Raw genomic sequence first — 23,403 nt, 5'->3', positions numbered from 1 at the left:
CCCTCACCCTAGTCAGCGCCTGAACCGGGTTCATGCGCTCGGGAACCCGATCGCCGCGAGCAGCGCCTCGTCGTGGCCGGCCCCGAGCAGCACCGCGTCGGTGGCCGCGCGCCGGACGTGGAGGTGGGCCACGTGCTCCCAGGTGAAGCCGATCCCGCCGTGGACCTGGACGGTCTCGGCCGCCACCCAGGCGTAGGCCTCGCCGCAGACCAGCGCGGCCGTCGCCACCGCGGTGGGCGCCTCCGACGAGGCCTCGGCAAGGGCGGCCGCGGCCCACCACGACGCCGAGCGCGCCGCCTCCACCCGGACCGCCATGTCCGCGCAGCGGTGTTTGATCGCCTGGAACGTCGCGATCGGGCGGCCGAACTGGACCCGGTCCGCGGCGTAGGCGACCGAGAGCTCCAGCGCGGCCGCCGCCCCGCCGGTCTGTTCGCAGGCGAGCGCGGCCCGCCCCCGCTCGAGGACCCGGGCGACCACGTCGCGGGCGTCGCCGGGCTGCCCCACCCGCTGTGCCGGCACCCCGTCGAGCAGGACGTCGGCGAGCTGCCGATTGGGGTCGAGCGCCCGCAGCGGCGAGCGCACCAGGCCCTCGGCCGCGCCGTCGACGACGAACACCGCCGGCTCGCCCTCGACCGCGGCGACCACGAGCAGCACGTCCGCGGTGGCACCTTCGACGACCTGGAGCTTCGCGCCGTGCAGGCGCCACCCGCCGTCGTCGTCGCCCTCGGCACGCGTCGTCAGGCGGTCCGGATCCCAGCCGTCGTGGTCCTCGCGCCAGGCGAAGGCCGCCGTCCGTTCCCCGCTCGAGAGGTCGGTCAGGAGGTCACGACGGAGGTCGTCGGTGCCGCTCAGTGCGGTGAGGGCACCGACCGCGAGCACGGCCGTGGAGAACCAGGGCAGCCGCACCGGCCGACGGCCGAGCTCCTCGGCGACCACGGCGACCTCGCGGAAGCTCGCGCCGGCGCCGCCGAACTCCTCGCCCACGTCGAGCGCGGCGACCCCGAGCTCGGCGGCGAAGCGGCGCCACAGGTTGCGGTCCCAGGTCGGGTCGGGGTCGCGGGACGGTTCGGTGCGCCGCTCGAGGAAGTCCCGGACGACCGCGCGCAGGTCCTCGGCGTCGGCGTCGGGGGTGAGGCGCAGGCTCACGGGGTCTCCCCGTCGTCGGCCGCGGCGGCCAGCACCTCGGCGTAGCGCTCCCGGGACTCCGCGCGGCGGGTGGGCAGGATGTAGGGCGGGAAGAGCCCGTCGTCGGGCTCGGTCCCGCGCAGCAGGGCCTGGGCGAGGTTGACCTTGTGGATCTCGGTGGCGCCGTCGGCGAGACCCATGTGGTACGACTCGAGGACCCACTTGCCGAACGGCAACTCCTTCGAGATGCCGAGCGAGCCGTGGATCTGGATGGCGCGCCCGGCGGCGTCGGCGAGCACCTTCGGCATGGCCGCCTTCACCGCGGCGATGTCGGCGCGGACCTTGCGGTAGTCCTGGTAGCGGTCGATCTTCCACGCCGTCTGCAGCACGAGCAGGCGGAACTGCGTGAGCTCGATCCAGGTGTCGGCGATCATCGCCTGGACGAGCTGCTGCTCGGCGAGCCGACGCCCCCTGCTGGTCCGCGACACCGCCCGCCGCTTCATCATCTCGAAGGCCGCGGTCACGAGCCCGACCGTGCGCATGGCGTGGTGGATGCGGCCGCCGCCGAGGCGGGTCTGGGCGACGGCGAAGCCCTCGCCACGCTCCCCCAGGATGTTCTCGGCCGGGATGCGGACGTCGTGGTAGCGCAGGTACTGGTGGGTGCCGACCGGCTCGTCGTGCCCCCAGACCGAGGTGTCCCGCACCCGCTGGATCCCGGGGGTGTCCGCCGGGACGACGAACATCGACATCGACCGGTGCGGCTCAGCGTCCGGTTCGGTGACGGCCATGACGATGAGGAACTCCGCGAACAGCGCGTGGCTGGAGAACCACTTCTCGCCGTTGATCACCCACTCGTCGCCGTCGAGGACGGCGGTGGTGCGGAACCCGGTCGGGTCGGAGCCGCCGTGCGGCTCGGTCATGGAGAAGCTGGAGACGATGTCGCCCGCGATCAGCGGCTCCAGGTAGGTCTTCTTCAGGAAGTCGGTGCCGTAGTGGGCGAGGATCTCGGCGTTGCCGGAGTCGGGCGCCTGGCAGCCGAACACGACGGGGCCGGAATGGGTGCGGCCGAGCTTCTCGTTGAGCAGCGCGAGGCGCAGCTGGCCGTACCCCTCCCCGCCCAGCTCCGGGCCGAGGTGGCACGCCCAGAGCCGACGCTCCTTGACCTTCTCCTGCAGCGGCCTGATGAGCGCGTTGCGCACCGGGTCGCGCGGGTTCCACGCGTGCTCGACGACGAGGTCGACGGGCTCGATCTCGTCGCGGACGAACGCCTCGACCCACTCCAGTTCCGCGGCCACCTCGGGCTCGGACTCGAATCCCCAACTCATGACCGCTCCTCGCGGGTCAGCACGGTGCAGGCGGAGATGCCCGGCGCGCCGTAGACGTGGGTGAACCCGACCTGCGGGTCACCCGGGATCTGGTGCTCGCCGGCGTCGCCGCGCAGCTGGAGCACGTTCTCGTGGACCTGGCGCAGACCCGAGGCGCCGATCGGCTCGCCGTTGGCCAGGCACCCGCCGTCGGTGTTGACCGGCAGCCGGCCCTCGATCGCGGTGGCGCCGGAGAGGATCAGCTCCTCCTGCTCGCCGTGGGCACACAGCCCGGTCTCGGCCATGTGCATGAGCTCGGCGCCGGACTCGGTGTCCTGGATCTGGGCGACGTCGACCTCCGACGGCGCGAGCCCGGCCGCCGCGAACGCCGCCGCGGCGGCCTCGACGGTCGGCGACTCGGCGCGGTCGAGGGCGAGCCACGGCGAGAAGACCTCGAACGACCCGTAGCGGCGGCTGCGGAACGTCGCGGCCGCCAGGAACACGGGCCGGTCGGTGTAGTGGTGGGCGTCCTCGGCACGGCAGAGCACCAGCGCGACGGCGCCCTCGGCCGGCGAGCAGTACATGTACTGCGTCAGCGGGTGGGAGATCATCGGCGCGGCGGCGATCTCCGCGGCGGCCATCTCCTTCCGCCGCCAGGCCATCGGGTTCCGGGCGCCGTTGCGGAAGGCCTTGGCGGCGACCTCGGCGAGCACGTCGGGCTTGATCCCGTGGTCGTGCAGGTAGCGCTGGATCTTCATCCCGAAGAACTGGGTCGTCACCATCATCCCGGTCTCGCCGTACCAGGACCCGATCCCGTGGTCGGCCGGATCCGTGTCGAAGGCGCCGCGCGGGTGCTTGTCGAACCCGATGACGATCCCGAGGTCGTGCGTCCCGGAGCGGATCGCGGCGTCCGCGGCGATGAGGGCCGAGCCGCCGGTCGCGCACCCGTTCGCGACGTTGATGAACGGCAACCCGGTGAGCCCGAGTTCGGAGACGAGCGTGTCCGCGTCCCCGGCGGAGTGGGAGCCCCCGAAGCCGAACTGCATGTCGGAGAACCGCAGCCCGGCGTCGTCGAGCGCCCGGCGGGCGGCGTGGACGGCCTGGGCGCGTCCGGACACCCCCTCGGTGCGCCCGAACCGGTGCATGCCGATCCCGACGATCGCGACGCCGCTCATGGCGTCCTCCTCACGAACGCGAACGTGTGCACGGGGCCGTCCGGGTCGTCCCGGAAGGGCACCAGGGCGAGCTCGACGGGCATCCCGATCTCCAGGCGGTCCGGGTCGGCCTCGACGAGCCGGGTCTCGACGAGCAGCTGTCCGGGCAGCTCGACGTAGCCGACGGCGTAGGGCTCGTGGGCCTCGGTGCCGGTGTAGGGCGGCTTCGGCCGGAATCCCTGGGTGGTGAAGGACCAGAGCGTCCCGGTCCGGGAGAGGACGACGTCCGCCATCCCCGCTCCGGTGCACCGCGGGCAGCCGCCCTGGCGCGGGAAGGTGTGGGCGCCGCAGTCGGTGCACCGGCTGCCGAGCAGGGCGGGCCCCTCCTCGGTGTCGCTGAGCAGGGACGGGTCGACGAACCTGGGCGCGGTCACGGCGCGGCCAGCCGTCCGCCGTCGACCGCCAGGAGCGCGCCGGTGGTGTAGCTCGCGCCGGGCCCGCAGAGGTGCAGGGCCGCGCCGACGATCTCGCCGGGCTCCCCCACGCGCTGCAGCGGCCAGTCCTGCGCCATCCGTGCCACCGCGTCCGGGTCCCACGACCGGCTGATGTCGGTGGCGAAGGGGCCGGCGAGGATCGTGTTGACCCGCACCGCCGGGCCGTACTCCTGCGCGAACCCGGCGGTCAGCGTGTTGAGCGCCGACTTCGCCGCGGTGTAGGGCAGGTCGCCCGCCGTGGGCCGCCCCGAGCCCATCGACGAGATGTTGAGGACCACACCACCACCGCGCTGCACCATCCGCGCCCCCGCCAGCGCCGTGAGCCGGAACGGGCCCTTGACGTTGACCGCGAAGACCTTGTCGAAGAGTTCCTCGGAGACCTTGTCCAGCGACGGGTAGGTCGGGGCGATGCCGGCGTTGTTCACCAGGACGTCGACCGGCCCCAGCTCCGCCTCGACCTCGTCGAGCAGGGCGTCGACCTCGTCCCAGTGCCCGACGTGGACGCCGTGGGCGGTGACCCGACGGCCCGTGGCCGCCGTGAGCTCTCCGGCCAGCTCGACGCAGGCCTCCTTCTTGCGCGAGGCGATCGCGACGTCCGCGCCCGCCGCCGCGAACGCGATCGCGATCTCGCGCCCCAGGCCACGGGACCCGCCCGTGATCAGCGCGGTCCGACCGCCGAGGGGCTGCGGGTCCGGGCGGGCCGCCGCGACGGCGTCGGCCACCGGGGTACTCACCGTGTCCGTCATCGAGGGATGTCCTTCCAGGCCACCCCGCGGTCGGCGCGAGGTTCCGGCGGCAGGCCCAGCAGGCGCTCCGCGATGATCGTGCGCTGGACCTCGTCCGACCCGCCGGCGATCCGGTAGCCCGGGGCGCCGAGGACGTGCTCGGTCCAGCGGAAGCTGCCGTCCCCGGCGTCGGCGATCAGCCGGGTCCCGAGGACGGCGGCGGCGGCCCGGGAGACGAGCGAGAGGCGCTCGGTCCACGCGAGCTTGCGCAGCGACCCGATCGCGCCGTTCTCCTCGCCGGCCAGGCGGGCCTCGCGGTCGCGCTGCGCGGAGGCTGCCGCGACCCGCTCCGCGGCGTACACGGCGGCGAGGAGGCGGCGGACCTCGGGATCGCCGGTCCGCCCGAGGCGCCGGGCGTCCTCGACGAGCTGGTCGAAGCCGCCGCCGAGGTCGGCGTTGGCGCCCGAGTGGCCGCGCTCGAAGCCCAGGGTCGCGAGCGTGACGCCCCAGCCGCCGCCGACCTCGCCCAGGCGCCAGGCGTCGGGGATGCGGACCTCGTCGAGGAACACCTCGCAGAACGAGGTCCCGCCCGACATCTGGCGCAGCGGCCGGACGTCGACGCCAGGGGTGTCCATGCGCAGCAGGAAGGCGGTCAGGCCCTGGTGCTTGGGCACGTCGGGGTCGGTCCGGCAGATCAGCTCGCCCCAGTCGGCGAACTGCGCCCCCGAGCTCCAGACCTTCTGCCCGGTGACGACCCAGTCGTCGCCGTCGCGGACGGCCTTCGTGGCGAGGCCCGCGAGGTCGGAGCCCGCCGCGGGCTCGGAGAACAGCTGGCAGGCGGTGAGGTCGCCGCGCAGGAGCGGGCGGACCAGCGCCTCGGTCTGCGCCGGGGTGCCGAACAGCTGCACGGTGGGCGCGACGAGGGCCGTCGACACCGAGGTCAGCTCGTGCTGACCCGGCGTCGAGAACTCGCGCTCGACCTCGGCGAACGCCTCCTCGTGCAGCCCGGACAGCCCGGCGCCGTGGTGCTCCACGGGCCAGGAGAGGGCGCCGTACCCGGCGTCGAACCTCGTCCGGAGCCAGCCGCGGATGCGATCGAGGAGAGCGCGCTCCTCGTCGAACGGGAGGTCGTGGAAGACCGCCACCGAGCGGCGGTCGTCGTCCCCGCGCGGAGGCACGGTCTCCGCGAGCCACTCCCGGGCCCGCTCGGTGAACTCGTCGAGCTCGGTCTCGCTGACGGTGGTCATCGTGCCGTCCACCCTCCGTCGACGGTGAGGATCTGTCCGGTGAGGTAGCTGCTGGCCGGCGAGCACAGGAAGAGCAGCGCGGTGTCGAGCTCCGCGGGCTCCCCGGCGCGGCCGAGCATCGTGTTGCGGCCGATCCAGCGCACCGAGCGCTCGTCGGCGAACAGCTCGTCGTTCATCTCGGTGCGGAACCAGCCGGGGGCCAGGGCGTTGACCCGGACCCCGCGGCGGCCCCAGTGGCCGGCCAGCTCGCGGGTCAGCCCGAGCAGCCCGGCCTTGGACGCGGCGTAGCTCGCCCCGCCCAGCGGCGCGGCCGACACCAGCCCGAGGATCGAGCTGACGTTGACCACGGCCAGGCCCTGCTCCCCCGCGGCCTCGGCGGCCATCCGGGCGAGGTGGAACGGGCCCACGAGGTTGGTGCCGAGGACCTCGGCGAAGCGCTCCGAGGTCTCGTCGGCGGGCTTCGCGCCGCTGTCCACCCCGGCGTTGTTGATCAGCAGGTCGATGGTGCCCGAGCCCGCCCGGACGGTGTCGATCACCGTGCGCCGCCCGTCGTCGGTCGAGAGGTCGGCGGCGACGGGTCGGAACAACGGCTGGTCGGCGGCGAGCTCGTGCAGCCGGTCCTTGCGGCGGGCGGTGGTCCACACCGTGGCGCCGGCCGCCGCGAGCACGGCGGCGAAGCGGGCCCCGAGGCCCGACGAGGCGCCGGTGACGACGGCGGTGCGGCCGGTGAGGTCGAACAGCTCGGCGGGTGACGGGACGGTCATGACGCCCCCTCCAGCAGACCCCGCGCGGAGTCGATGAGGGCCGCGATGGTCGGCGGGAGCTGCTCCTGCACCGGGTCGTGGTGGCGGCCCTCGCGATGGCGACGCAGGTTGTGCCCCATGATCGCGGCCATCTTCGTGCGGGCCAGCGCGCGGAACCACGCCGTCTGCGGCACCGTCCCGCCCGCCGCGCGGTAGAGCTCGCCCAGCTCGTCCTCGGACGGCAGGCCCGGGACGACCCCGCCGACGCCGGGGAAGAGCGTGCCGTCCGTGAACACCCCGAACCAGCCCAGGTCCACCCGCGGGTCCCCGATACCCCAGATCTCCCAGTCCACGAGGGCGGTGGGCTGGACCCCGGCGCACAGCAGGTTGCCGAGGCGGAAGTCGCCGTGGACCAGCACGGGCGCCACGGGCTCCGGGACCGTCGCGTACAGAGCGGCGAGGAGTTCGTCCGAGCCCGGCCGGAGTTCGACCGGGACCGCGTGCATCGTCTCCTCCCAGCGGAGGAGCTCGTCGCCCGGCGTCGCGGGGTCGGGCAGGGCGCCACCCGCCGTCCGGACCCCGTCCGCGAGACGGTCGAGCGGCACGGCGTGCAGCGCGCCGAGGACCCGGGCCGCCCGCGTCATGCGCTCGCGCGCCAGGTCGGGCGCCAGGCCGGCCGCGACGTCGAGCACGGGCTCGACGGCCTCCCCCGCCGCCAGCTCCATCGCGAACCAGGCGGGGACGTCCTCCTCCCGGGCCGTCACGGCCGGGACCGGCAGGCCGTACCCGGCGAGCGCGGAGAGCACGTGCGACTGGCGGAGCACGTCGTGGCGGCCCCTCGCCGGCCGCCCCGGGGGGACGGCCTTCACCACGTGGCCCGACCCGCCGTCGTGCAGGACGTACGTCAGCCCGGACCGGCCGCCCTCGAGGACGGTCAACGGCCCGGCGTCCGGGGCGCCCAGCGCCGTCCGGACGCGGTCCGCGAGGGCGGGGTCCGCATCGTCGGTGCGCGCCGGCACCGTCTCCTGCGTCATCGGGTTCCTTCCCACCGGATCGTCGTCGGCCCGGGCGGACCCGCCGACGGCCCGGGCGGGCCGTCGGCGTCGATCACGACCGGCTCAGCGGCCGGTCCACTTCGGGTCGCGCTTCTCCAGGAAGGCGGACACGCCCTCGGCGGCGTCGTCGGAGTTCAGCGTGACCCCGACCGCGAGGTGCTCGAGGACCATCAGCGACGCGATGTCGGCGTCCAGACCGCGGTCGACGGCCATCTTCGTGAGCTTCATCTGGAACGGGCTCTTGTCCGTCAGGTGGGAGACGAACTCCTCGACCGTCGCGTCCAGCTGGTCGGCCGGCGCGCTGGCGTTGACGAGGTCGAACGCTGCGGCCTCCTGGCCGGTGAGGAGCTTGCCGGTGAGCATGAGCTCCTTGGTCTTGCGGATGCCGATCATGCGGGGCAGCCGGTAGATCGGGCCGGCGCCGCCGAACAGGGCCCGGCGGATGTGGAAGTCGCCGATGAGGGCGGCATCGTCCGCGATGGCGAAGTCGCACGAGATCATGACCTCGAAGCCACCCGCGGTCACGTAGCCCTCGAGGACCGCGACGGACGGCTTGGACATGTTGTAGAAGCGGTCGCACACCTTCGCCGAGACGACGGCGACGTCCATCGCGGTGCTCGAGCCGATGAAGTCCGACTGCAGGCTGTCCAGGTCGAAGCCCGAGGAGAAGGTGTTGCCGCGGCCGCGGACCACCACGGCCCGGATCTCGTCGTCGGACTCGATCTCGGTGATGATCTCGTCGAGCCGGTGCAGCATCGGCACCGTGATGCAGTTGCGCTTGTGCGGCCGGTTGAACCAGACGCGGGCGATGTGCCCGTCGCGCTCGAACTGGATGTCGTCCTCGACTGCCATCAGGCCTCCCAAGTTGAACTGAGTTCAGGTCGAAGCTTGAGCCGAACCCAGTTCGATGTCAACCCTGGCGGCGGCGGAATCGGGACTTGAACTGATGTCAGTTCAGTGTCTACCGTCACGTCCCGTCGGAGGACGACGGGTCCCCGGCGCCGGAGCGCGAAGGAGCGCCACATGACGACGAACACCCGGACCGACCGGGAGGTGGTCGCCCGCCGGGCCAGCACGGCCGCGGCCGTCGGCACCGCCATCGAGTACTACGACTTCGCGATCTACGGGTCCCTCGCGGTGGTCCTCGCGAAGCTCTTCTTCCCGGCCACCCAGGGCTTCGTCGCCCTGCTGTCGACCCTCGGCGTGATCGCCGGGGCGTACGTGATCCGGCCGGTGGGCGGCCTGATCTTCGGTCGCCTCGGTGACCGGAAGGGCCGCCGCACGGTGCTCCTCGCGACGGTCGCGCTCATGGGCGTCGCGACGGCGCTGACCGGACTCCTCCCGACCTACGCCTCCATCGGCGTCGCGGCGCCCGTCCTGCTGACCGTCCTGCGCCTGCTGCAGGGACTCTCGGCGGGCGGGGAGGTCGGCGGCGCCGTCTCGCTGTCCACCGAGTCCTCCCCGTCGAAGCGACGGGGCCTGTTCGGGTCCGCGACCTCGATCGGCGTCGCGATCGGCCTCGCCGGCGCCGCCGCCGTCGTGGGCACCGTGAGCGCCCTGACGACCGCCCAGCAGATGGCCAGCTGGGGCTGGCGCATCCCGTTCCTCCTCGCCGCGCCGCTGCTCGTGGCCGCCGTGATCTACCGGCTCAAGGTGGAGGACTCGCCGCTGTTCCTGCAGATGGTCGAGGAGGCGGCCCCGCCGAAGGCGCCGGTCACGGAGGTCGTCCGTGAGCACAAGGGGAGCCTGCTGCGGCTCATCGGCCTGGCGTACTCCACGCTGACGACCGGTGCCCTCGCCTCGGTCTACCTCGTGGTGCACCTCTCGGGGGTGCTCAAGTACCCGCTGTCCAGCAGCCTGTGGCTGACGGTGCTGATCATCGTCCTGCCGATCGGAGTCATCCCGTGGGCCGGCGCCCTCTCCGACCGCTTCGGCCGCAAGCGGGTGGCCGCCACCGGCATGCTCGGCTTCGTCGTCCTGTCCGTGCCCTGCTTCTGGCTCATGCAGCAGGGGTCGCTCCTGCTCGCGATCGTGGCCGCCCTCGTCCTCAACGTGCCCTTCGCCATCCAGCAGGGCGTCGTCTACACGATGTACGCCGAGCTGTTCCCGACGCGGGTGCGCTACTCGGGGGTGTCCCTCGGCTTCAACATCGGCGGCATCGTCGGGACCGGGACCGCCTCCCTCGTGGCGGCCGCGCTCGTCGCGGCCACCGGCGTCACCCTCGCCCCGGCCTTCTACGCCGTCCTCGCCGCGGCCGTCGGGCTCCTGATGCTGCTCACCATCCGGGAGAGCGCCGGGGAGCGGCTCGCCAACGGCTTCCACGCCGAGGACGCCGGGACACCCCCCGTGCCCGCGGAGCGCTGACCCCGATGCGCGGACTCGAGGGGCGCCGGGTCGTGCTGACCGGCGCCACCGGAGGTCTCGGGACGGCGATCGCCCGACGGCTCGTCGAGGAGGGCGCCTCGGTGGCGCTCACCGACGTCGACGAGGGGGCCCTGAAGGACCTCGCGGACGCCCTCGACGGCGACACGCTCGTCGCCGTCCTGGACGTCGCCGACGCCGACGGCTGGTCCCGCACGGTCGACGCGTGCGCGACCGGTGGGGCGGTGCGCACGGGCTCGTCAACAACGCCGGCATCGGGAGTCTCGGCACCGTCGAGACCGAGACCCGCGAACGCTGGGACCAGGTCGTGGCGGTCGACCAGCTCGGCACCTGGCTCGGCATGGCGCACGTCGGCCCGCTCATCGAGGACAGCGGCGGCGGCGCGATCGTCAACGTCGCCTCGATCCTCGGGACGACCGGCGGGCTCGCGAACAGCTTCTCCTACGCGGCCGCCAAGGGGGCCGTGCGGGCGATGACGATGAACGCCGCGCTGTACTGGGCCCAGCGCGGGGTGCGGGTCAACGCCGTGGTGCTCGCCTTCATCGGCACCGCGCCCCTCCTGGAGCGGTTCGAGGGCACCGACCGGCACCGGGCGATGCTCGACAACACCCCGATGGGCCGGCTCGGTCACCCGGAGGAGGTGGCGGCCGCCGTCGCGTTCCTCGCGAGCGACGACTCCGCGTACACCACCGGCTCGGAGCTCTACGTCGACGGCGGCTGGGCCGCCCGCTAGATCCCTGCCGGGACCAGGACCGCGCGTCCGAGCAGCCGCCCCTCGCGGAGCTGCGCGAACGCGCGGTCCGCGTCGGTGAGGGCGAAGGTCGTGGTCCGGGGCGTGAGGGCGCCGCCCCGGGCCGCTCCGACGACCGCCGTGAGCTCCGGCCGGGAGCCCCAGAACGGGACGCGCACCACCGCCCCCGAGGGCAGCACCCCCGGCTTCGACACGGTCACGGCGCCGCCGCCGCTCCCGACGACGACGAGCTCCCCCGCCGTCCGCAGCAGGGAGACCGCCAGGTCGAGGCTGCTCTGCGCGCCCGCGAAGTCGAACACGACGTCGGCCCCACGCGACGGGACCGTTCCCGACGCGTCGGCCGGGAGCACGGCGGCGTCGGCCCCGCACTCCCGGGCCAGGCCGAGCGCCTCCTCCCGGGTGTCGACCGCGACGACCGTCGTCCCGAGCGCGCGCAGCAGACCGATCGCGAGGTGCCCGAGGCCGCCCACGCCGATCACGACGGCGAGCGGGTCCGGTCCGGCGAGCGCCTCCCGGCTGCCGTGCACGGCGTGGTACGACGTCAGGCCCGCGTCGGTCAGCGTCGCCGCCACCACCGGGTCCAGGCCCTCGGCGGACACGAGCCGGACCCGGTCGACGACCATCGCCTCGGCCATGCCGCCGTCGATGCCGAGCCCCAGGCCCGCGGCGGGCAGCGTCGCCCGCTCGTCGCAGTCGTTGGTCCGGCCCATGGCGCACCGCGGGCAGTGCCCGCACCCGAACGGGGCGTGCACGACGACCTGCTCCCCCACCGCCAGGTCCCCGACGCCCTCCCCGAGGGCCGCGACCCGTCCGCAGACCTCGTGGCCGAGCGTGAACGGCAGGGTCCACCGTGCGGCGGCCCCGCCGTGGAGGACGGCGAGGTCGGAGTGGCAGACACCCGCGGCGAGAACCTCGAGGCGCACCTGTCCGGGGCCGGGCTCGGCCGGCGGCACGTCGACCAGCTCGGCCGATCCGGGGGCGGTCATCCGATACGCGAGCACGCGACCTCCTCGTCGAGAGTTGAACCGAGCTTAGTTCAGGTTGGAGCCCGCCGTGGTCGGGAGTCCGGGCGGCCACCTACCCTGCTGTTCCGTGATCCGTCGGGTGGTCCTCCTCGCCCTCCTGGCCTGCTGCGCCGGGTGCGGCGCCACGACGGGACCGGACGCCGCGGCGGACGCCTGGGCGCCCGTCGTCGCGGTGGTCGCCGACCGGCTCGCGACCGCCGACGCCGTCGCCGCCTCGAAGTACCTCTCGAAGGGCGCCGTCGAGGACCCGCCGCGGGAGCAGGTCGTCCTCGACGCCGCGACCGCGGCCGGCGCCGCCCGCCGGCTGGACCCGGCGGTGGTGACCGCGGTGATGGGCGACCAGATCGCGGCGAGCAAGGTCGTGCAGTACGGCCTGCTCGAGGCCTGGACCGACCGCCCGGCGACCGCGCCCCGCACCTCCCCCGACCTGGCCGGCGTCCGCACCACCCTCGACGCCGTGACCCCACGCCTCATCGACGCCCTGGCCGCCGCACAGCCCGTGCGCACCGGTCCGGCCTGCCGGGGCGCGGTGACCTCCGCGGCGGTCCGGGTCGCGGCCGCGCGCTCGCTCGACACGCTGCACCGCCGCGGTCTCGAGCGGGCCGTCCGCTCCCTCTGCGGCTGAGTCCACCCTCAGGAGCGGCACCGTCGTGCTCAGCGGACCCGCTCGAGGGTCATCGCCGGCGCGCCGGGCAGGGCGCGCGCCCGCTGCATGGTCACGAGCCCCTGGGTCCCGAGGCCGACCGCGATGAACAGCAGGATGCTCGAGGAGTTCAGGGTCGCCGCCGACGGCGCGACCACGCCGGCCAGGGCGTCCAGTCCCACGTGCACGCCGATGCCGAGCAGCCACAGCGCGGCGGTGACCCAGTGGCCCTGGGTGAGGACCCTGCCGTCGGCGACCCACAGGTTGACCGTCGCCGCCCGCAGCACGCCGAGCACCGCCCCGACGACGAGGCCGGTCGCCAGGAGCGCCCACCCGAGGGTGGACACCTGCGCCACCCCGGTGGCCTGCGCGATCTCGACCACGCCGACGATCCCGAGGACGCCCGCGATGCGCACCCGCCGCGGCGTGAACTCCCGGACCCGCACCTGGTTCCAGATCACCCAGCCCAGCACCGCGACCCCGATGACCGCCGAGAACGCCCCGTTCATGTCCCGCCCCTTCCGTCCGTGGTGGGGACCAGCGTCGTCGGGCGGCGTCCCCGGGGCGTCGACCCCCGGGTGGAGGGAGGGTGGAGACCACGGGCCCTCCGGCGGTCACGGCGGGGCCGTCGGACCGTGGTCCTCGCGGCGCGCCGGCGGTGGACTGCCGCGCATGATCGAACGTGACCTCGCGGTGCCGGCCGGGATCGACGCCGTCCGCGCCGGTGCCCCCGCCACGACGGTCGGGAGGTCGCGGTGCCCGCCCTCGACCGCGGCGGTCTGACCCTCGCCGACGGGACGACGTTCTGCGTCGGCGACGCGTCGGGCGACCTGCTCACCGACCGTCCGCACGGGTTGTTCGTCCGCGGTCTCCGCGTCGTCAGCCGCTGGACGCTGCGGGTCGACGGGCGCGCGGGCGACCCGGTGCACGCCGGGACCGAGGACCCGGCGTCGGGAACGGTGCTCCTGCGCGTACCACCCGACGGCGTGGGCGGGCCCGCGCTGCTGCTCGTGCGTCGGCGCCGGGTCGACGAGGGGATGCACGAGGAGTTCTCGCTGCGCAACGGGACCGCGCACGCCCGGCGCTGCACGGTCACCCTGGCCGTGGGGGTCGACCTCGCGGACCGGTCCGCGGTGAAGGCCGGGCACGACCGTCCCGCGGAGGAGGCCACGGCGGTCGACGGCCCGGGCCACCTGCTCGTCCGCGGCCACCGGCACGGGCACGAGCACCGGGTGGAGGTGTGGGGGCACGGCGGTGCCCTGGCGCGTCCCGGTGTGCTCGAGTGGCACGCGGAGGTCCCCGCCCGCGGGCGGTGGGACGCGGCCGTCACCGTGCACGTCGTCGTCGGCGACCGTCGGCTCCTCGCGACCCGGCCGTCGGGCGCGCCGGCCCGGCGCCCGGCCCGGCCCGTGCGGTCGACCGTCGCCACGCCCCGGATCGAGACGGCGGACCGCGACCTCGCGAGTGCGCTCGCCCGCGGCATGGCGGACCTCGCCGCGTTGCGCATCGTCGACCCCGCCCACCCGGGGCGGACCCTCCTCGCCGCCGGTGTCCCCTGGTCAATGACGCTCGTCGGCCGCGACGCGCTGCTGACGGCGCACATGCTCCTGCCCGTCGACCCGGAGGTGGCCCTCGGCACGCTGCGCACCCTGGCCGACCACCAGGGCCGCCGCACCGACCCCGGCACCGAGGAGCAGCCCGGGCGCATCCCGCACGGGATCCGCTTCGCGTCCTCCGGCCCCGTCGCCCCCGTGGCCGGCGACACGGACTACGGCACCGCGGACGCCACGGCGCTCTTCGTCGTCGTCCTCGGCGAGCTCGCGCGGTGGACGGGGATGACGACCGAGATCGAGGCGCTCGTCCCGCACGCCGACCGGGCCCTCGCGTGGACCGGGGACGACGGCGACCCCGACGGGGACGGGCTCGTGGAGCACCGGGCCGCGTCCCCCGAGGGAGGACGCCACGGGGGCTGGAGGGACTCCGACGGCGCCGTGTGCTTCGCGGACGGCCGGCCCGCCGAGCCGCCGATCGCCCTCGCCGAGGTGCAGGCGTACGGCTACGCGGCGCACCGCGCCCGCGCGACGCTGGCCGACGCCCTCGGCGAGACGGGGGTCGCCCGCGACCAGCGCGAGCGGGCCCGCGCCCTGCGCCGGCGGTTCAACGAGCGGTTCTGGTTACCCCGGCGGGGCTGCTTCGCGCTCGCCCTCGACGGCACGAAGCGGCCGGTCGACGCCATGGCCTCGACCATGGGCCACGCCCTGTGGACCGGGGTCGTCGACGAGGAGCACGCGCGCGCCGTCGCCGACCACCTGCTCTCCCCCGCGATGTTCTCCGGCTGGGGCATCCGGACCCTGGCGAGCACGATGGGCGGCTACGACCCGACGAGCTGCCACAACGGCTCGGTCTGGCCCCACGACACGGCGCTGTGCGTAGCCGGTCTGGTCCGGTACGGCTTCGTCGCCGAGGGCCGTCGGCTGGCCCGGGCGCTCCTCGATGCCGCCACGGTCCTCGACCACGGGCTCCCCGAGCTGTTCTGCGGGTTCGACCGGTCGGAGTTCGGTGTCCCGGTCCCCCACCCGACCTCGTGCCGGCCGCAGGCGTGGGCGGCCGCGGCGCCGGTGGCGCTGGTCCGTGCGCTGCTGCGGCTCGACCCGGACGTGCCGGCGGGTGCCGTGCGCTGCGGCCCCGTGCTGCCCGCCGAGCACCTCCCGTTCGCCGTCCGGGGCGTGCGGATCGGGGACCACCGCGTCGACCTCGCCGTCGAGGCCGGTGGCTGGTCGGTCGCGGGGCTCCTCGACGACGGCCTCCGGGTCGTCCCGGTCGACTGATCCCTCACCGGCCGCCGACGCCACCCGGCACGGGGCACGGGCGCGTCGCCACCGGGCCCGGTCGCGGGGCCTCCCGGGCGCCCACGTGGCGGCGGACGGCCTCCGTGGCCGCGTGCAGCGCCCGGAGCCGGGCCGCGTCGCGTTCCGGCCGCCCGAGTCCGTGGACCGCGAACATCACCCGGAGGTACGCGTCGTCCAGCCCGGTCCCACCGACCGCCCGGGCGACCGCCCGCAGCCACGGCCACCGCGGACGACGGGCGAGGCGTGCCCGCGCCCGACGCCGCACCCGCGCCGCGACCCGGTCGCCCGGAGCGAGCTCGAGGGCGACCTCGGCGACCGCGGCGACGACGACGTCGGCCGCCGAGCGGCGGCCGACCGCCCCGACCAGGCGGGGCGCCAGCTCGGCCAGCGCCGGACGCGCGTCGGCGCGCACGTCGTCGTTGACCCGCCAGGCGAGCTCCGCGAGCGTGCGGTCGGTGCAGCGCGGCCGATCGCCCCACGGCATCCCCGCGAGCACCGAGACGTACTCCATCACGCAGGAGCCGCGGTCCGGGCTGCGATGGCGGCCCGCCGCGAGGACCGGGAGGCCCTCCGGCACCGTGCTGGTGTGTCGCTCCCCGTCCATCGCGGGCACCTCCGAGGTCGCCGTGGTCGTCGCGGTGACATGTCACCACCGCGACCACGCCCGGCGGGCGGGGCGCCGGTCCCCGGTCGGCGGGCCGTTGGACCCGCCGTCGGGACTCAGAGGCCGCGCGCGCCGCAGACCGGCCAGGCGCCGATGCCCTGGCCCGCGAGGACCCGGTCGGCGACCGCGATCTGCTGTTCCCGCGACGCGTCCTGCGGGTTCCCGCTCCCGCCGAAGGCCTGCCAGGTGGAGGAGGTGAACTGCAGTCCGCCGAAGAAGCCGTTCCCGGTGTCGGCGGCCCAGTTGCCGGACGACTCGCACTGGGCGACGGCGTCCCAGTTCACGGACGGGGCGGCCTGGGCGGCGGGGGCGGCGCCGAGGGCGACGGCGGCGGACAGGGCGGCGCCGCCGAGCACGGTGGCGGTGGCGCCACGCAGGCGCGTGCGGACGGACAGGGGCGTGCGGGGCATGGGAGGACCTCTCGTCATCGCGGACCGAGGTCGATGCCGACCCCGGGCGACGGCGACCGCGGTGGGGCGGGAGCGGTTCCACGCGCTCCGACCGGGCGGTCGTCGTCCGGGCCGCGACGCTAGGCAGGGCGCGCGACGGCGACGGCGGGGCTGAGTCCCGGACGGCGACGGTCGGGCCGGGGCGCGCCCGCGACGCGACGAGCGGGCCCACGCGGGCGTGATCGCGCAGGCCGCTGGGCCACCTGCGAGCACGGCTCTCAGGTCGGTGTGGGCCGCCGCGCGTCGGTCACGCCGGGCGGGCGCCGCGAGCGGTCGGGCGGTCCGCCGGGCGACCCGCGCCACACCGGGCCGGAAGGACGTTCGACGAGGCCACGACACCGCCGGGCGACAGGTACTTCGGGGAACGGATCGTCGTCATCCGACGCGCACGAACAGGGCACGCGACCGCGGTCCGCCCGGGGCGGCGGGAGCGACCGTCCGGGTGCGGATCGACTGCCGGGATGATGGTCGCCGGAGGCCGGGTGCAGCGGCGCCGCCTCGGGGTCAGCCGTGGTGCGGGTCCGGAGGTCCTCCCGCCGCATGGTGTGGGCCGAGGGACGAACCGCGCCGGACGCAGCGCGAAGATCGGCCCGGCAGGACAGCCCCGGCGAGCCGTGACCGCTCCACGAGGTCGTTGTTCCGGGTCGATCGGGACTGCCACGGTCTCCGGACGGCCAGGAGGGGCGCGGACCCGGAGACCACAGCGGCCGCGACGTGATCGGGGGGGCGGTGACGCAGGCCGACGGGATGACGGTCCGACCGGTGAGGCACGGCGTCCGACGGACGTCGTCCACCACGATCGACTTCGACCAGGCACGGACGATCCTGGCCCGCGCCTACGGCGACCTGAGCGCCCGACTGCTCGGGCCGAGCCGACGGTTCGTGGTCGACTCCTCCTCGGTCGACCTCGACGGCGTGCCGGGCGAACTCGGGCCGGTGGGCCTCGACCGGCTCTACTACGGCTCCGAGAACCTCAACCGGCTCACCCTGCCCGACGACGGGCTGGTGATCATCCTGCTGCGCGGCGGCTCGCTCGCGGCCGACGACGGCCGCGACGAGGCCCGGCTCGGACCCGGCGACGCCTATCTCCTCGCCCCCGACCGCGTGCATCGCATGCGCACCACCGATCTCGCCGAGCGGGTGGTCCGGCTCGGCGGGACGACGCTCGGACGGGTCGCCGCCGACGCCACCGGGATCGCCCCCGAGCGGCTGGTCTTCCACCGGTCACGTCCCGTCTCCCCGGCGCACGCCCGCCACTGGGCCGCCAGCCTCCGCGCGGCCGTGGCCACCGTCCGCGCCCTCGACGGGGCCCGCGACCAACCGTTGCTGCGGGCCCAGGTCGTCCACGGTCTCTCCCTGGCGGCGCTGGCGGTCTTCCCGAACTCCGCCCTCGACGCGGTCACCGACCCGGCACGGCGGTCCCCGGGCTGGACCGCCCCGGCCTCGGTGCGGCGCGCCATCGGCCACATCGAGGCGCACGCCGACCGGGCCCTGTCGATCCGGGAGATCGCGGACGCGGCCGGCGTGAGCCCGCGGGCCCTCCAGGTCGCCTTCCGCCGCCACCGTGACCAGACGCCGTCGGACCACCTGCGCGAGGTCCGGCTCCGTCGGGCCCACCGGGATCTGCAGCAGGCGGACCCCACCGCCGGTGCCACCGTCGCCGAGGTCGCGGCGCGCTGGGGCTTCGCGCACAGCGGGCGGTTCGCCACCGCCTACCGCCGCGCCTACGGGGTCTCGCCCGCCCACACCCTGCGCGCATGACGGCCGCACCCTCCGACCGCGTCGTCCGACCGCCCTCGACCGTCGGTGGGCAGGACTCCCCATCACGGCCCGGTCAGGCTGCGGACCCCGTGCGCATCCTGCGGTCCGCGGCGAGGATCGCGAGCCGGACCCGGCTCGGCGTCCCGAGCTTCGCGAGCAGATCCGAGACGTAGTTCTTGATCGTCTTCTCGGTGAGGTGGAGCCGCGTCCCGATCTCGCGGTTGGTGAGCCCCTCCCCCACGAGCGCGAGGACGCTGCGTTCCCGCTCGGTCAGCGAGGCCATCGGGTCCGGGTTGGCCGCGTCGTTGCGCAGCCGGTCCATCACGATCGTCGCGGCCCGCTCGTCGAGCACCGAGCGTCCGGCGGCCGCCTCGCGGACGGCCTCGACGATGCGGTGGCCGCGAACGGTCTTGCCCAGGAACGCCGAGGCGCCGGCGAGGACCGCGTCGAGCACGTCCGCCTCGTGTTCGAAGCCGGTGAGCACCACCGTCGCCGGCGGCCGGTCGAGGTCCCGGACCTCGGCGCACAGGTCGATCCCGTTCCCGTCGGGCAGGCGGACGTCGACGACCACCACCTCCGGGCGCAGGGCCGGGAGACGGGCCCGGGCGGCCGCGAGATCGTCCGCCTCGCCGACGACCTCGAGGTCCTCCTCGCGTTCCAGCAGGTGTCTGACCCCCCGACGGGCCACCTCGTGGTCGTCGACCAGGAACACGCGGACCACGCACGTCACCTCCCGACCCTCCCGTCGCCGGGGCCGAGCGGCCCGTGGCGTCAGTCAGTCTGGACCCGGCGATCCGGTCGCCGATCCGTCCGACGGGCGCAACCGATTCCTGCCGGAGTCCTTTCGGGACGGGGGGTTCGCCTGCCGGACCGGCGGTGCGCCGGATGACCCGCGATGGTCCGCCGCATTGCGCACGCCCGATCAACGGGGTCGTGAAGCGCATCCACTGTTCATCCTGCGAACGAGGCGCTGTGGATCGTTGCCCCGCGCGCATCGCGGATCCCAGAATCACCCCTTCGGACGGACCCGCCCGCTCCTCGACGTCGAGGAGGACCCGGCCCAGATCGGCCGACCGGGCGAGTCGTTCGCCGTCGGGGACCCGGGGGGCGGGATGGAGCGACCGGAGATGGACGATCAGCGACCTCCGGCGCCCGCGGCCGTCCGCCGCGAGTTCTTCACGACCACCGACGTCGGTCGGGCCAGGACGCACCTCGCCCGGGACTACCCGGACGTGACGTTCGACCTGACCGGGCCGTCGCGCCGGTACGTCCTCGACATCACGTCGTTGTCCGTGGGTGCCCTGGGGATCGATCGCATCTACGCCGGGTCCTCGCACCTGACCCGCATCCCGGGGACCGGCGGCGGCGTGTGGATCGTCCACCCCGTCCGCGGTCGCTACCGCCTCGAGGACGGTCGGCACGACGTCGCCGTCGAGGGCTCCGTCCCGCTGTGTGTCCGGCCGGGCACGTCGCACACCGTCGGGACCGAGGACGTCTCGTTGCGGGTGGTGCGGCTGGACCTCGCGGTCGTCGCCGAGGCGGCGGCCGCCGTCGCGGGCATCGCCCCGGAGTCCGTGCGGTTCCACGCGCCGCACGCGATCTCGCCCGCCCTCGCGCGGTACTGGACCGCGACGCTGCAGCAGGTGGTCCACGAGGTCCTCGCCGACGACGACCTGCTCGCCGAGCCCCTCGTCCGGATCCAGGCGGTGCACGCGTTGGCGGCCGCGGCGGTCGCGGTGTTCCCGAACAGCGCCCTCGACGCCGTGTCCGACCCGGGGGCGCCGACGGCCGGTGTCACCGCTCCGGTGACCGTGCGGCGGGCCGTCGCGTACATCGACGAGCACGCCGCCGAACCCATCACCCTCGGTGACATCGCGGCGGCGGCGCGAGTCGGCCCCCGGGCCCTGCAGATCGCCTTCCGCCGCCACCGGGACGAGACACCCCTCGACCACCTGCGCCGGGTCCGCCTGCACCGCGCCCACCTCGACCTGCAGGCGGCCGACCCGACGGGCGGCGACACCGTCGGCCGCATCGCCGCTCGCTGGGGGTTCACCCACAGCGGACGGTTCTCCGCCGCCCACCGACGGACCTACGGGACGTCGCCCAGCGCGGTCCTCCCCCGCTGAGCACGGGTCCATCCAGCGCACGGCCCGGCCACCAGACGCACGTCCGACGCCCCGCGCCCGTGACGGCGGGTGTCGGCCCGGCGCGCAGCTGGCCACCATGAGGCCCGGTGCGCGAGACGGGAGGGCCGCGTGGACGACCCAGCGGAGCGCCGGAGGGACCCAGCGCAGCCGTCCGGCCCGTCCCTGACCGGCTGGCAGGCGATCGCCGACCTCCACGACGTCGTGGTGCCCCGGATCTCGCTCGTGGGCTACGGCCTCGCCGGCCTCGCCTCGGACCTGCGCGGGGACGCCCGACGCCGCGCGATGCAGCTCATCGACGACGTCGACGACATCCTGCGGGACACCCGTGCCGCCGTCCTGGACCGGCTGGCGGACCGCGACGACGGGATCGACCTGGGCACCCATCTCCGGGCCGTGACCGTGCGTGCGGCGGACCCGCACCGTCTGGCCAGCTCCTTCGACGTCCACGGCGACCTCACCCGCCTCGACGCCTCGACCGCCCGACACCTGCGCGCCGTGGTGCTCGAGGCGGTCGGCAACGCCGCACGGCACGCCCGCGCCCGCGCGCTGCGGGTGACGATCGAGGTCGGCGACGAGCTCCGCCTCGAGGTGCACGACGACGGCGACGGTCTCCCCGAGGTGCCCCCCGCCGGACTGGGACTCAGCACGATGGCGGCCCGGGCGCGGGTGTTGGGGGGCACCTTCGACGTGCTGCGGGCCTCGCCGACCGGCACGATCGTGCGCTGGACCGTCCCGCTCGCCCCGGACGGTGCGACGTCGTGACCGGCCTCGACGGGACGGACCCGACCGTCACGGGCTTCGACACCACCGACGCCGCAGTGGCCGAGGACTTCATCCGCGCGGTCTACGTCGACCAGCGGATGCGGCTGGCGGGCGGGCAGGGCCGCTTCCGGTTCAGCCACCGCTCGCGCAGCGCCGCCGGCGTGCGGTCGGGCGGCGTCGCCGTGAACCGCATCGTCTCGAGCGCGACCCTGCGGTTCGACCTCGCCCCCGTGGACGACCGGCTCATCATCAACCGGATCCGGACCGGTCACCTGGGCTTCCGCGGGAGCGACGCCGGGTTCGACGCGGTCCTCGGCGCCCCGGGCGACGTGGTGCTGGTCCCGCCGTCGGGACGCTCGCTCGGCGTCATGGCGGCGGGTGACGCGGCGGTCGAGATCGAGACCGTCGTCCTCGGGCTGTCGGAGACCGCACGGCACGCGGCGGTGTGTGGCACCGCCCCGGACAGCCTGCGCTTCACCGGGCTGGAGCCGGTGGACCCCACGGTCGGTCGGCGCTGGAGCCGGCTCGTCGCGCACGTGTGCGACGAGGTCCTCGGGAACCGGGAGGTGGCGACCAACGCGCTCGCCGTCGCGGGCGCCGTCGCCACCCTCGGACGCGCCGCCCTGCGCACCTTCCCCAACACGGCGCTCGCGGCGGCGCAGGAGCCCGAGGTGCGGGTCGTCCGGGGCCGGATCGCGGCGCCGGTGCTGCGCGGGGCCGTCGACCACCTGCGCGCCCACGCCGCCGTGCCGGTCGACCCGTGCGCGGCGGCCGACGCCGTCGGGGCCGACCCGCACGAGCTCGAGGTCGCCCTCCGGCGACGCGGGACGAGCAGCGTCCGCGAGCGATGGATCGCCCGTCTGGAGGGCGCCCGGCGGGACCTCGGCGCGGCCGCCGCCGGGTCGGTGACGGTGGCGGCCGTCGCGGTCCGCTGGGGATTCGTCCGGGTCGACCGTTTCACCGCGGCGTACCTGCGACGCTTCGGCGAGAGCCCGCACCGCACACTCGCACGGTGACCCCGGCCCGTGCGCGCTACGCGACCCGGGCCCGGGCGGCGGGAGTGCACGTGGACGCGCAGGCCATCACCGTGGCGCCGGTGGCGTGCGCCCGTCCGACCGGGACGGGCGGGTACTCGTAGCCGACGACGTAGCTGTGGCCGCAGATCACGCAGGCACGACCGTCGGCCTGGGCGGGCTCGAGCCCGACCCAGGTCGGGGGGATGGGGCGGTACGACGACGTCGGGGACGACATCGGGGACGACATGGCGCTCCACGGGGCTCGAGGACGAGGCGTCGCCATCGAATCGCCGGGTGGCCGCGGTGCCCACCGACACAGGGCCCGTCCGGCCCGGGACCTTCGGCCCCCGTCCGCAGCGTCACCGCCCGGTCACCCGGATCGGCGGACACCCTCGGGTGCGGTCACCCGGGCGCTCGGCGGGACGACGGCCACCGGGCACCGGGCGCGCTCGACGACCGCGCGACCGGTCCGACCGAGCCCGCCGAGCACGAGCAGCCCGGTGCACGGGCCCACCAGCGCGACGAGCGCGACGGTCGGGTCGCCGTGCCCGAACACCTCGTGCACGGCGACGTGCGGTCCGGCCTCGGTCGCGCAGGCGTCGAACGCCCGCCGCGCCGTCGCGGCGTCCGGGTGCGCCGCCGGGCCGACCACCGCGACCAGGAGCGGGCGCCCCCACCGGGAGGCCGTCGCGGCCCCGACGGCCAGCGTGCGCCGCCGCACGTCGTCGTCGCCGGCCGGGTCGACGGCGACCACCACCTCGCCGCCGTGCCGGCGTGGATCGCAGGTGGACGGCACGACGACGACGGGACCCGCCGCGGCCGCCAGGAGCGGCCCGAGCTCCGGGACGTCCGACGGCCCGCACCCGACGACGAGGGTCGGACCCCCGCGAGCGATGTCCCGCAGCTCCCGCTCCGGGACGACCGGGTCCGACGTGACGAGCCGGACCGACGTCCGGCGCAGCGCGGCCTCGCGAGCCGCCCACGCCGCGGCGCCGCGGGTGGCCGGACGGTCGTCGACGAGGACGACGAGGGGCGCGGACGACGTGCTCATGGGACCTCCTGACGACGGGTGCACGACCGTCGCCGACCGACACCACCGGGCGGCAG

At 75.4% G+C, this 23,403-nt stretch carries 22 protein-coding genes and 2 pseudogenes; 8 read left to right on the top strand and 16 right to left on the bottom strand.

The window, feature by feature from the left end:
- Positions 1 to 30: 30 nt before the first annotated feature.
- The 9 genes from A3CO_RS0110905 to A3CO_RS0110865 all read right to left on the bottom strand — a co-directional run bounded on the left by A3CO_RS0110905 (position 31) and on the right by A3CO_RS0110865 (position 8,699).
- Complete coding sequence (locus A3CO_RS0110905; protein WP_018332278.1) at positions 31 to 1,146, bottom strand: acyl-CoA dehydrogenase family protein; 1,116 nt, start codon at positions 1,144 to 1,146, stop codon at positions 31 to 33.
- On the bottom strand, positions 1,143 to 2,450 hold the full coding sequence (locus A3CO_RS0110900) for an acyl-CoA dehydrogenase family protein (protein WP_018332277.1): 1,308 nt from the start codon (positions 2,448 to 2,450) through the stop codon (positions 1,143 to 1,145). Before A3CO_RS0110900 ends, A3CO_RS0110905 begins: the two co-directional genes overlap by 4 nt.
- Complete coding sequence (locus tag A3CO_RS0110895) at positions 2,447 to 3,604, bottom strand: thiolase family protein (RefSeq protein WP_018332276.1); 1,158 nt, start codon at positions 3,602 to 3,604, stop codon at positions 2,447 to 2,449. Before A3CO_RS0110895 ends, A3CO_RS0110900 begins: the two co-directional genes overlap by 4 nt.
- The gene (locus tag A3CO_RS0110890) at positions 3,601 to 4,017 is read right to left on the bottom strand and encodes a Zn-ribbon domain-containing OB-fold protein (RefSeq protein ID WP_018332275.1); all 417 of its coding nucleotides are present in this window, start codon (positions 4,015 to 4,017) and stop codon (positions 3,601 to 3,603) included. Before A3CO_RS0110890 ends, A3CO_RS0110895 begins: the two co-directional genes overlap by 4 nt.
- Positions 4,014 to 4,823: an SDR family NAD(P)-dependent oxidoreductase gene (locus tag A3CO_RS0110885; RefSeq protein ID WP_026204486.1), complete on the bottom strand. Its 810-nt coding sequence runs from the start codon at positions 4,821 to 4,823 to the stop codon at positions 4,014 to 4,016. The genes A3CO_RS0110890 and A3CO_RS0110885 overlap by 4 nt, the downstream gene beginning before the upstream one ends.
- Entirely contained in the window at positions 4,820 to 6,049 is a 1,230-nt protein-coding gene (locus A3CO_RS0110880; RefSeq protein ID WP_026204485.1) for an acyl-CoA dehydrogenase family protein, read from the bottom strand. Before A3CO_RS0110880 ends, A3CO_RS0110885 begins: the two co-directional genes overlap by 4 nt.
- A complete protein-coding gene (locus tag A3CO_RS0110875; RefSeq protein ID WP_018332272.1) occupies positions 6,046 to 6,813 on the bottom strand; it encodes an SDR family NAD(P)-dependent oxidoreductase in 768 nt (255 codons plus the stop codon). The genes A3CO_RS0110880 and A3CO_RS0110875 overlap by 4 nt, the downstream gene beginning before the upstream one ends.
- Positions 6,810 to 7,826, bottom strand: coding sequence for a phosphotransferase family protein (locus tag A3CO_RS0110870; RefSeq protein WP_018332271.1), 1,017 nt, complete (start codon positions 7,824 to 7,826; stop codon positions 6,810 to 6,812). The genes A3CO_RS0110875 and A3CO_RS0110870 overlap by 4 nt, the downstream gene beginning before the upstream one ends.
- A gap of 84 nt (positions 7,827 to 7,910) precedes the next feature.
- The gene (locus A3CO_RS0110865; protein ID WP_018332270.1) at positions 7,911 to 8,699 is read right to left on the bottom strand and encodes an enoyl-CoA hydratase/isomerase family protein; all 789 of its coding nucleotides are present in this window, start codon (positions 8,697 to 8,699) and stop codon (positions 7,911 to 7,913) included.
- A 171-nt stretch (positions 8,700 to 8,870) separates the two neighbouring features.
- On the opposite strand from A3CO_RS0110865, the gene A3CO_RS0110860 reads away from it, so the two are divergent.
- The gene (locus A3CO_RS0110860) at positions 8,871 to 10,211 is read left to right on the top strand and encodes an MFS transporter (RefSeq protein ID WP_018332269.1); all 1,341 of its coding nucleotides are present in this window, start codon (positions 8,871 to 8,873) and stop codon (positions 10,209 to 10,211) included.
- Positions 10,212 to 10,216: 5 nt separating this feature from the next.
- Positions 10,217 to 10,962: pseudogene (locus tag A3CO_RS34955) on the top strand (SDR family NAD(P)-dependent oxidoreductase).
- On the opposite strand, the gene A3CO_RS0110850 reads toward A3CO_RS34955, so the two are convergent.
- Positions 10,959 to 11,981 (bottom strand): arabinose dehydrogenase, encoded by a 1,023-nt coding sequence (locus tag A3CO_RS0110850; RefSeq protein WP_026204483.1) that lies wholly within the window; start codon positions 11,979 to 11,981, stop codon positions 10,959 to 10,961. The pseudogene A3CO_RS34955 and the gene A3CO_RS0110850 sit on opposite strands and share 4 nt — an antisense overlap.
- 91 nt (positions 11,982 to 12,072) lie before the next feature.
- Here A3CO_RS0110850 and A3CO_RS0110845 point away from each other — a divergent pair, with 91 nt between their 5' ends.
- Complete coding sequence (locus A3CO_RS0110845) at positions 12,073 to 12,630, top strand: chorismate mutase (RefSeq protein ID WP_018332266.1); 558 nt, start codon at positions 12,073 to 12,075, stop codon at positions 12,628 to 12,630.
- A gap of 29 nt (positions 12,631 to 12,659) precedes the next feature.
- Here A3CO_RS0110845 and A3CO_RS35695 read toward each other — a convergent pair whose 3' ends face one another.
- Positions 12,660 to 13,157 carry a hypothetical protein gene (locus A3CO_RS35695; RefSeq protein WP_018332265.1) on the bottom strand — a complete coding sequence of 166 codons (498 nt, stop codon included), beginning with the start codon at positions 13,155 to 13,157 and terminating at the stop codon, positions 12,660 to 12,662.
- A 246-nt stretch (positions 13,158 to 13,403) separates the two neighbouring features.
- Here A3CO_RS35695 and A3CO_RS0110830 point away from each other — a divergent pair, with 246 nt between their 5' ends.
- Complete coding sequence (locus A3CO_RS0110830) at positions 13,404 to 15,476, top strand: amylo-alpha-1,6-glucosidase (RefSeq protein WP_018332263.1); 2,073 nt, start codon at positions 13,404 to 13,406, stop codon at positions 15,474 to 15,476.
- A 4-nt stretch (positions 15,477 to 15,480) separates the two neighbouring features.
- Here A3CO_RS0110830 and A3CO_RS35690 read toward each other — a convergent pair whose 3' ends face one another.
- Together A3CO_RS35690 and A3CO_RS39990 are read right to left on the bottom strand one after the other, a co-directional pair.
- Positions 15,481 to 16,101 (bottom strand): hypothetical protein, encoded by a 621-nt coding sequence (locus tag A3CO_RS35690; protein ID WP_018332262.1) that lies wholly within the window; start codon positions 16,099 to 16,101, stop codon positions 15,481 to 15,483.
- A 122-nt stretch (positions 16,102 to 16,223) separates the two neighbouring features.
- A pseudogene (locus A3CO_RS39990) lies at positions 16,224 to 16,589 on the bottom strand (transglycosylase family protein); the annotation flags it as partial.
- 783 nt (positions 16,590 to 17,372) lie between these two features.
- On the opposite strand from A3CO_RS39990, the gene A3CO_RS39010 reads away from it, so the two are divergent.
- A complete protein-coding gene (locus A3CO_RS39010) occupies positions 17,373 to 18,371 on the top strand; it encodes a helix-turn-helix transcriptional regulator (protein ID WP_211214443.1) in 999 nt (332 codons plus the stop codon).
- Positions 18,372 to 18,444: 73 nt separating this feature from the next.
- Here A3CO_RS39010 and A3CO_RS0110810 read toward each other — a convergent pair whose 3' ends face one another.
- Complete coding sequence (locus tag A3CO_RS0110810; RefSeq protein ID WP_018332259.1) at positions 18,445 to 19,092, bottom strand: response regulator; 648 nt, start codon at positions 19,090 to 19,092, stop codon at positions 18,445 to 18,447.
- A gap of 406 nt (positions 19,093 to 19,498) precedes the next feature.
- On the opposite strand from A3CO_RS0110810, the gene A3CO_RS35680 reads away from it, so the two are divergent.
- The 3 genes from A3CO_RS35680 to A3CO_RS0110795 all read left to right on the top strand — a co-directional run bounded on the left by A3CO_RS35680 (position 19,499) and on the right by A3CO_RS0110795 (position 22,296).
- On the top strand, positions 19,499 to 20,497 hold the full coding sequence (locus A3CO_RS35680) for a helix-turn-helix transcriptional regulator (RefSeq protein ID WP_157647410.1): 999 nt from the start codon (positions 19,499 to 19,501) through the stop codon (positions 20,495 to 20,497).
- 129 nt (positions 20,498 to 20,626) lie between these two features.
- Positions 20,627 to 21,280: a sensor histidine kinase gene (locus tag A3CO_RS0110800; RefSeq protein ID WP_018332257.1), complete on the top strand. Its 654-nt coding sequence runs from the start codon at positions 20,627 to 20,629 to the stop codon at positions 21,278 to 21,280.
- Positions 21,277 to 22,296, top strand: a complete 1,020-nt coding sequence (locus A3CO_RS0110795) for a helix-turn-helix domain-containing protein (protein ID WP_018332256.1) — start codon at positions 21,277 to 21,279, stop codon at positions 22,294 to 22,296. The genes A3CO_RS0110800 and A3CO_RS0110795 overlap by 4 nt, the downstream gene beginning before the upstream one ends.
- A 16-nt stretch (positions 22,297 to 22,312) precedes the next feature.
- On the opposite strand, the gene A3CO_RS31500 is transcribed toward A3CO_RS0110795, so the two are convergent.
- Complete coding sequence (locus A3CO_RS31500; RefSeq protein WP_018332255.1) at positions 22,313 to 22,543, bottom strand: hypothetical protein; 231 nt, start codon at positions 22,541 to 22,543, stop codon at positions 22,313 to 22,315.
- A 123-nt stretch (positions 22,544 to 22,666) separates the two neighbouring features.
- On the bottom strand, positions 22,667 to 23,347 hold the full coding sequence (locus tag A3CO_RS0110785; RefSeq protein WP_018332254.1) for a hypothetical protein: 681 nt from the start codon (positions 23,345 to 23,347) through the stop codon (positions 22,667 to 22,669).
- Positions 23,348 to 23,403 lie beyond the last annotated feature (56 nt).

The organism is Actinomycetospora chiangmaiensis DSM 45062 (assembly GCF_000379625.1).
Classification (GTDB): Bacteria; Actinomycetota; Actinomycetes; order Mycobacteriales; family Pseudonocardiaceae; genus Actinomycetospora; species Actinomycetospora chiangmaiensis.
This window is presented reverse-complemented; position numbering and strand designations above follow the sequence as displayed.

Coding starts and splice junctions, on each gene's coding strand:
- A3CO_RS0110860 (WP_018332269.1), top strand. CDS start 8,871: ATGACGACGAACACCCGGACCGACCGGGAGGTGGTCGCCCGCCGGGCC.
- A3CO_RS35680 (WP_157647410.1), top strand. CDS start 19,499: ATGGACGATCAGCGACCTCCGGCGCCCGCGGCCGTCCGCCGCGAGTTC.
- A3CO_RS35695 (WP_018332265.1), bottom strand. CDS start 13,157: ATGAACGGGGCGTTCTCGGCGGTCATCGGGGTCGCGGTGCTGGGCTGG.
- A3CO_RS35690 (WP_018332262.1), bottom strand. CDS start 16,101: ATGGACGGGGAGCGACACACCAGCACGGTGCCGGAGGGCCTCCCGGTC.
- A3CO_RS0110785 (WP_018332254.1), bottom strand. CDS start 23,347: ATGAGCACGTCGTCCGCGCCCCTCGTCGTCCTCGTCGACGACCGTCCG.
- A3CO_RS0110900 (WP_018332277.1), bottom strand. CDS start 2,450: ATGAGTTGGGGATTCGAGTCCGAGCCCGAGGTGGCCGCGGAACTGGAG.
- A3CO_RS0110875 (WP_018332272.1), bottom strand. CDS start 6,813: ATGACCGTCCCGTCACCCGCCGAGCTGTTCGACCTCACCGGCCGCACC.
- A3CO_RS0110880 (WP_026204485.1), bottom strand. CDS start 6,049: ATGACCACCGTCAGCGAGACCGAGCTCGACGAGTTCACCGAGCGGGCC.
- A3CO_RS31500 (WP_018332255.1), bottom strand. CDS start 22,543: ATGTCGTCCCCGATGTCGTCCCCGACGTCGTCGTACCGCCCCATCCCC.
- A3CO_RS0110885 (WP_026204486.1), bottom strand. CDS start 4,823: ATGACGGACACGGTGAGTACCCCGGTGGCCGACGCCGTCGCGGCGGCC.
- A3CO_RS0110895 (WP_018332276.1), bottom strand. CDS start 3,604: ATGAGCGGCGTCGCGATCGTCGGGATCGGCATGCACCGGTTCGGGCGC.
- A3CO_RS0110870 (WP_018332271.1), bottom strand. CDS start 7,826: ATGACGCAGGAGACGGTGCCGGCGCGCACCGACGATGCGGACCCCGCC.
- A3CO_RS0110865 (WP_018332270.1), bottom strand. CDS start 8,699: ATGGCAGTCGAGGACGACATCCAGTTCGAGCGCGACGGGCACATCGCC.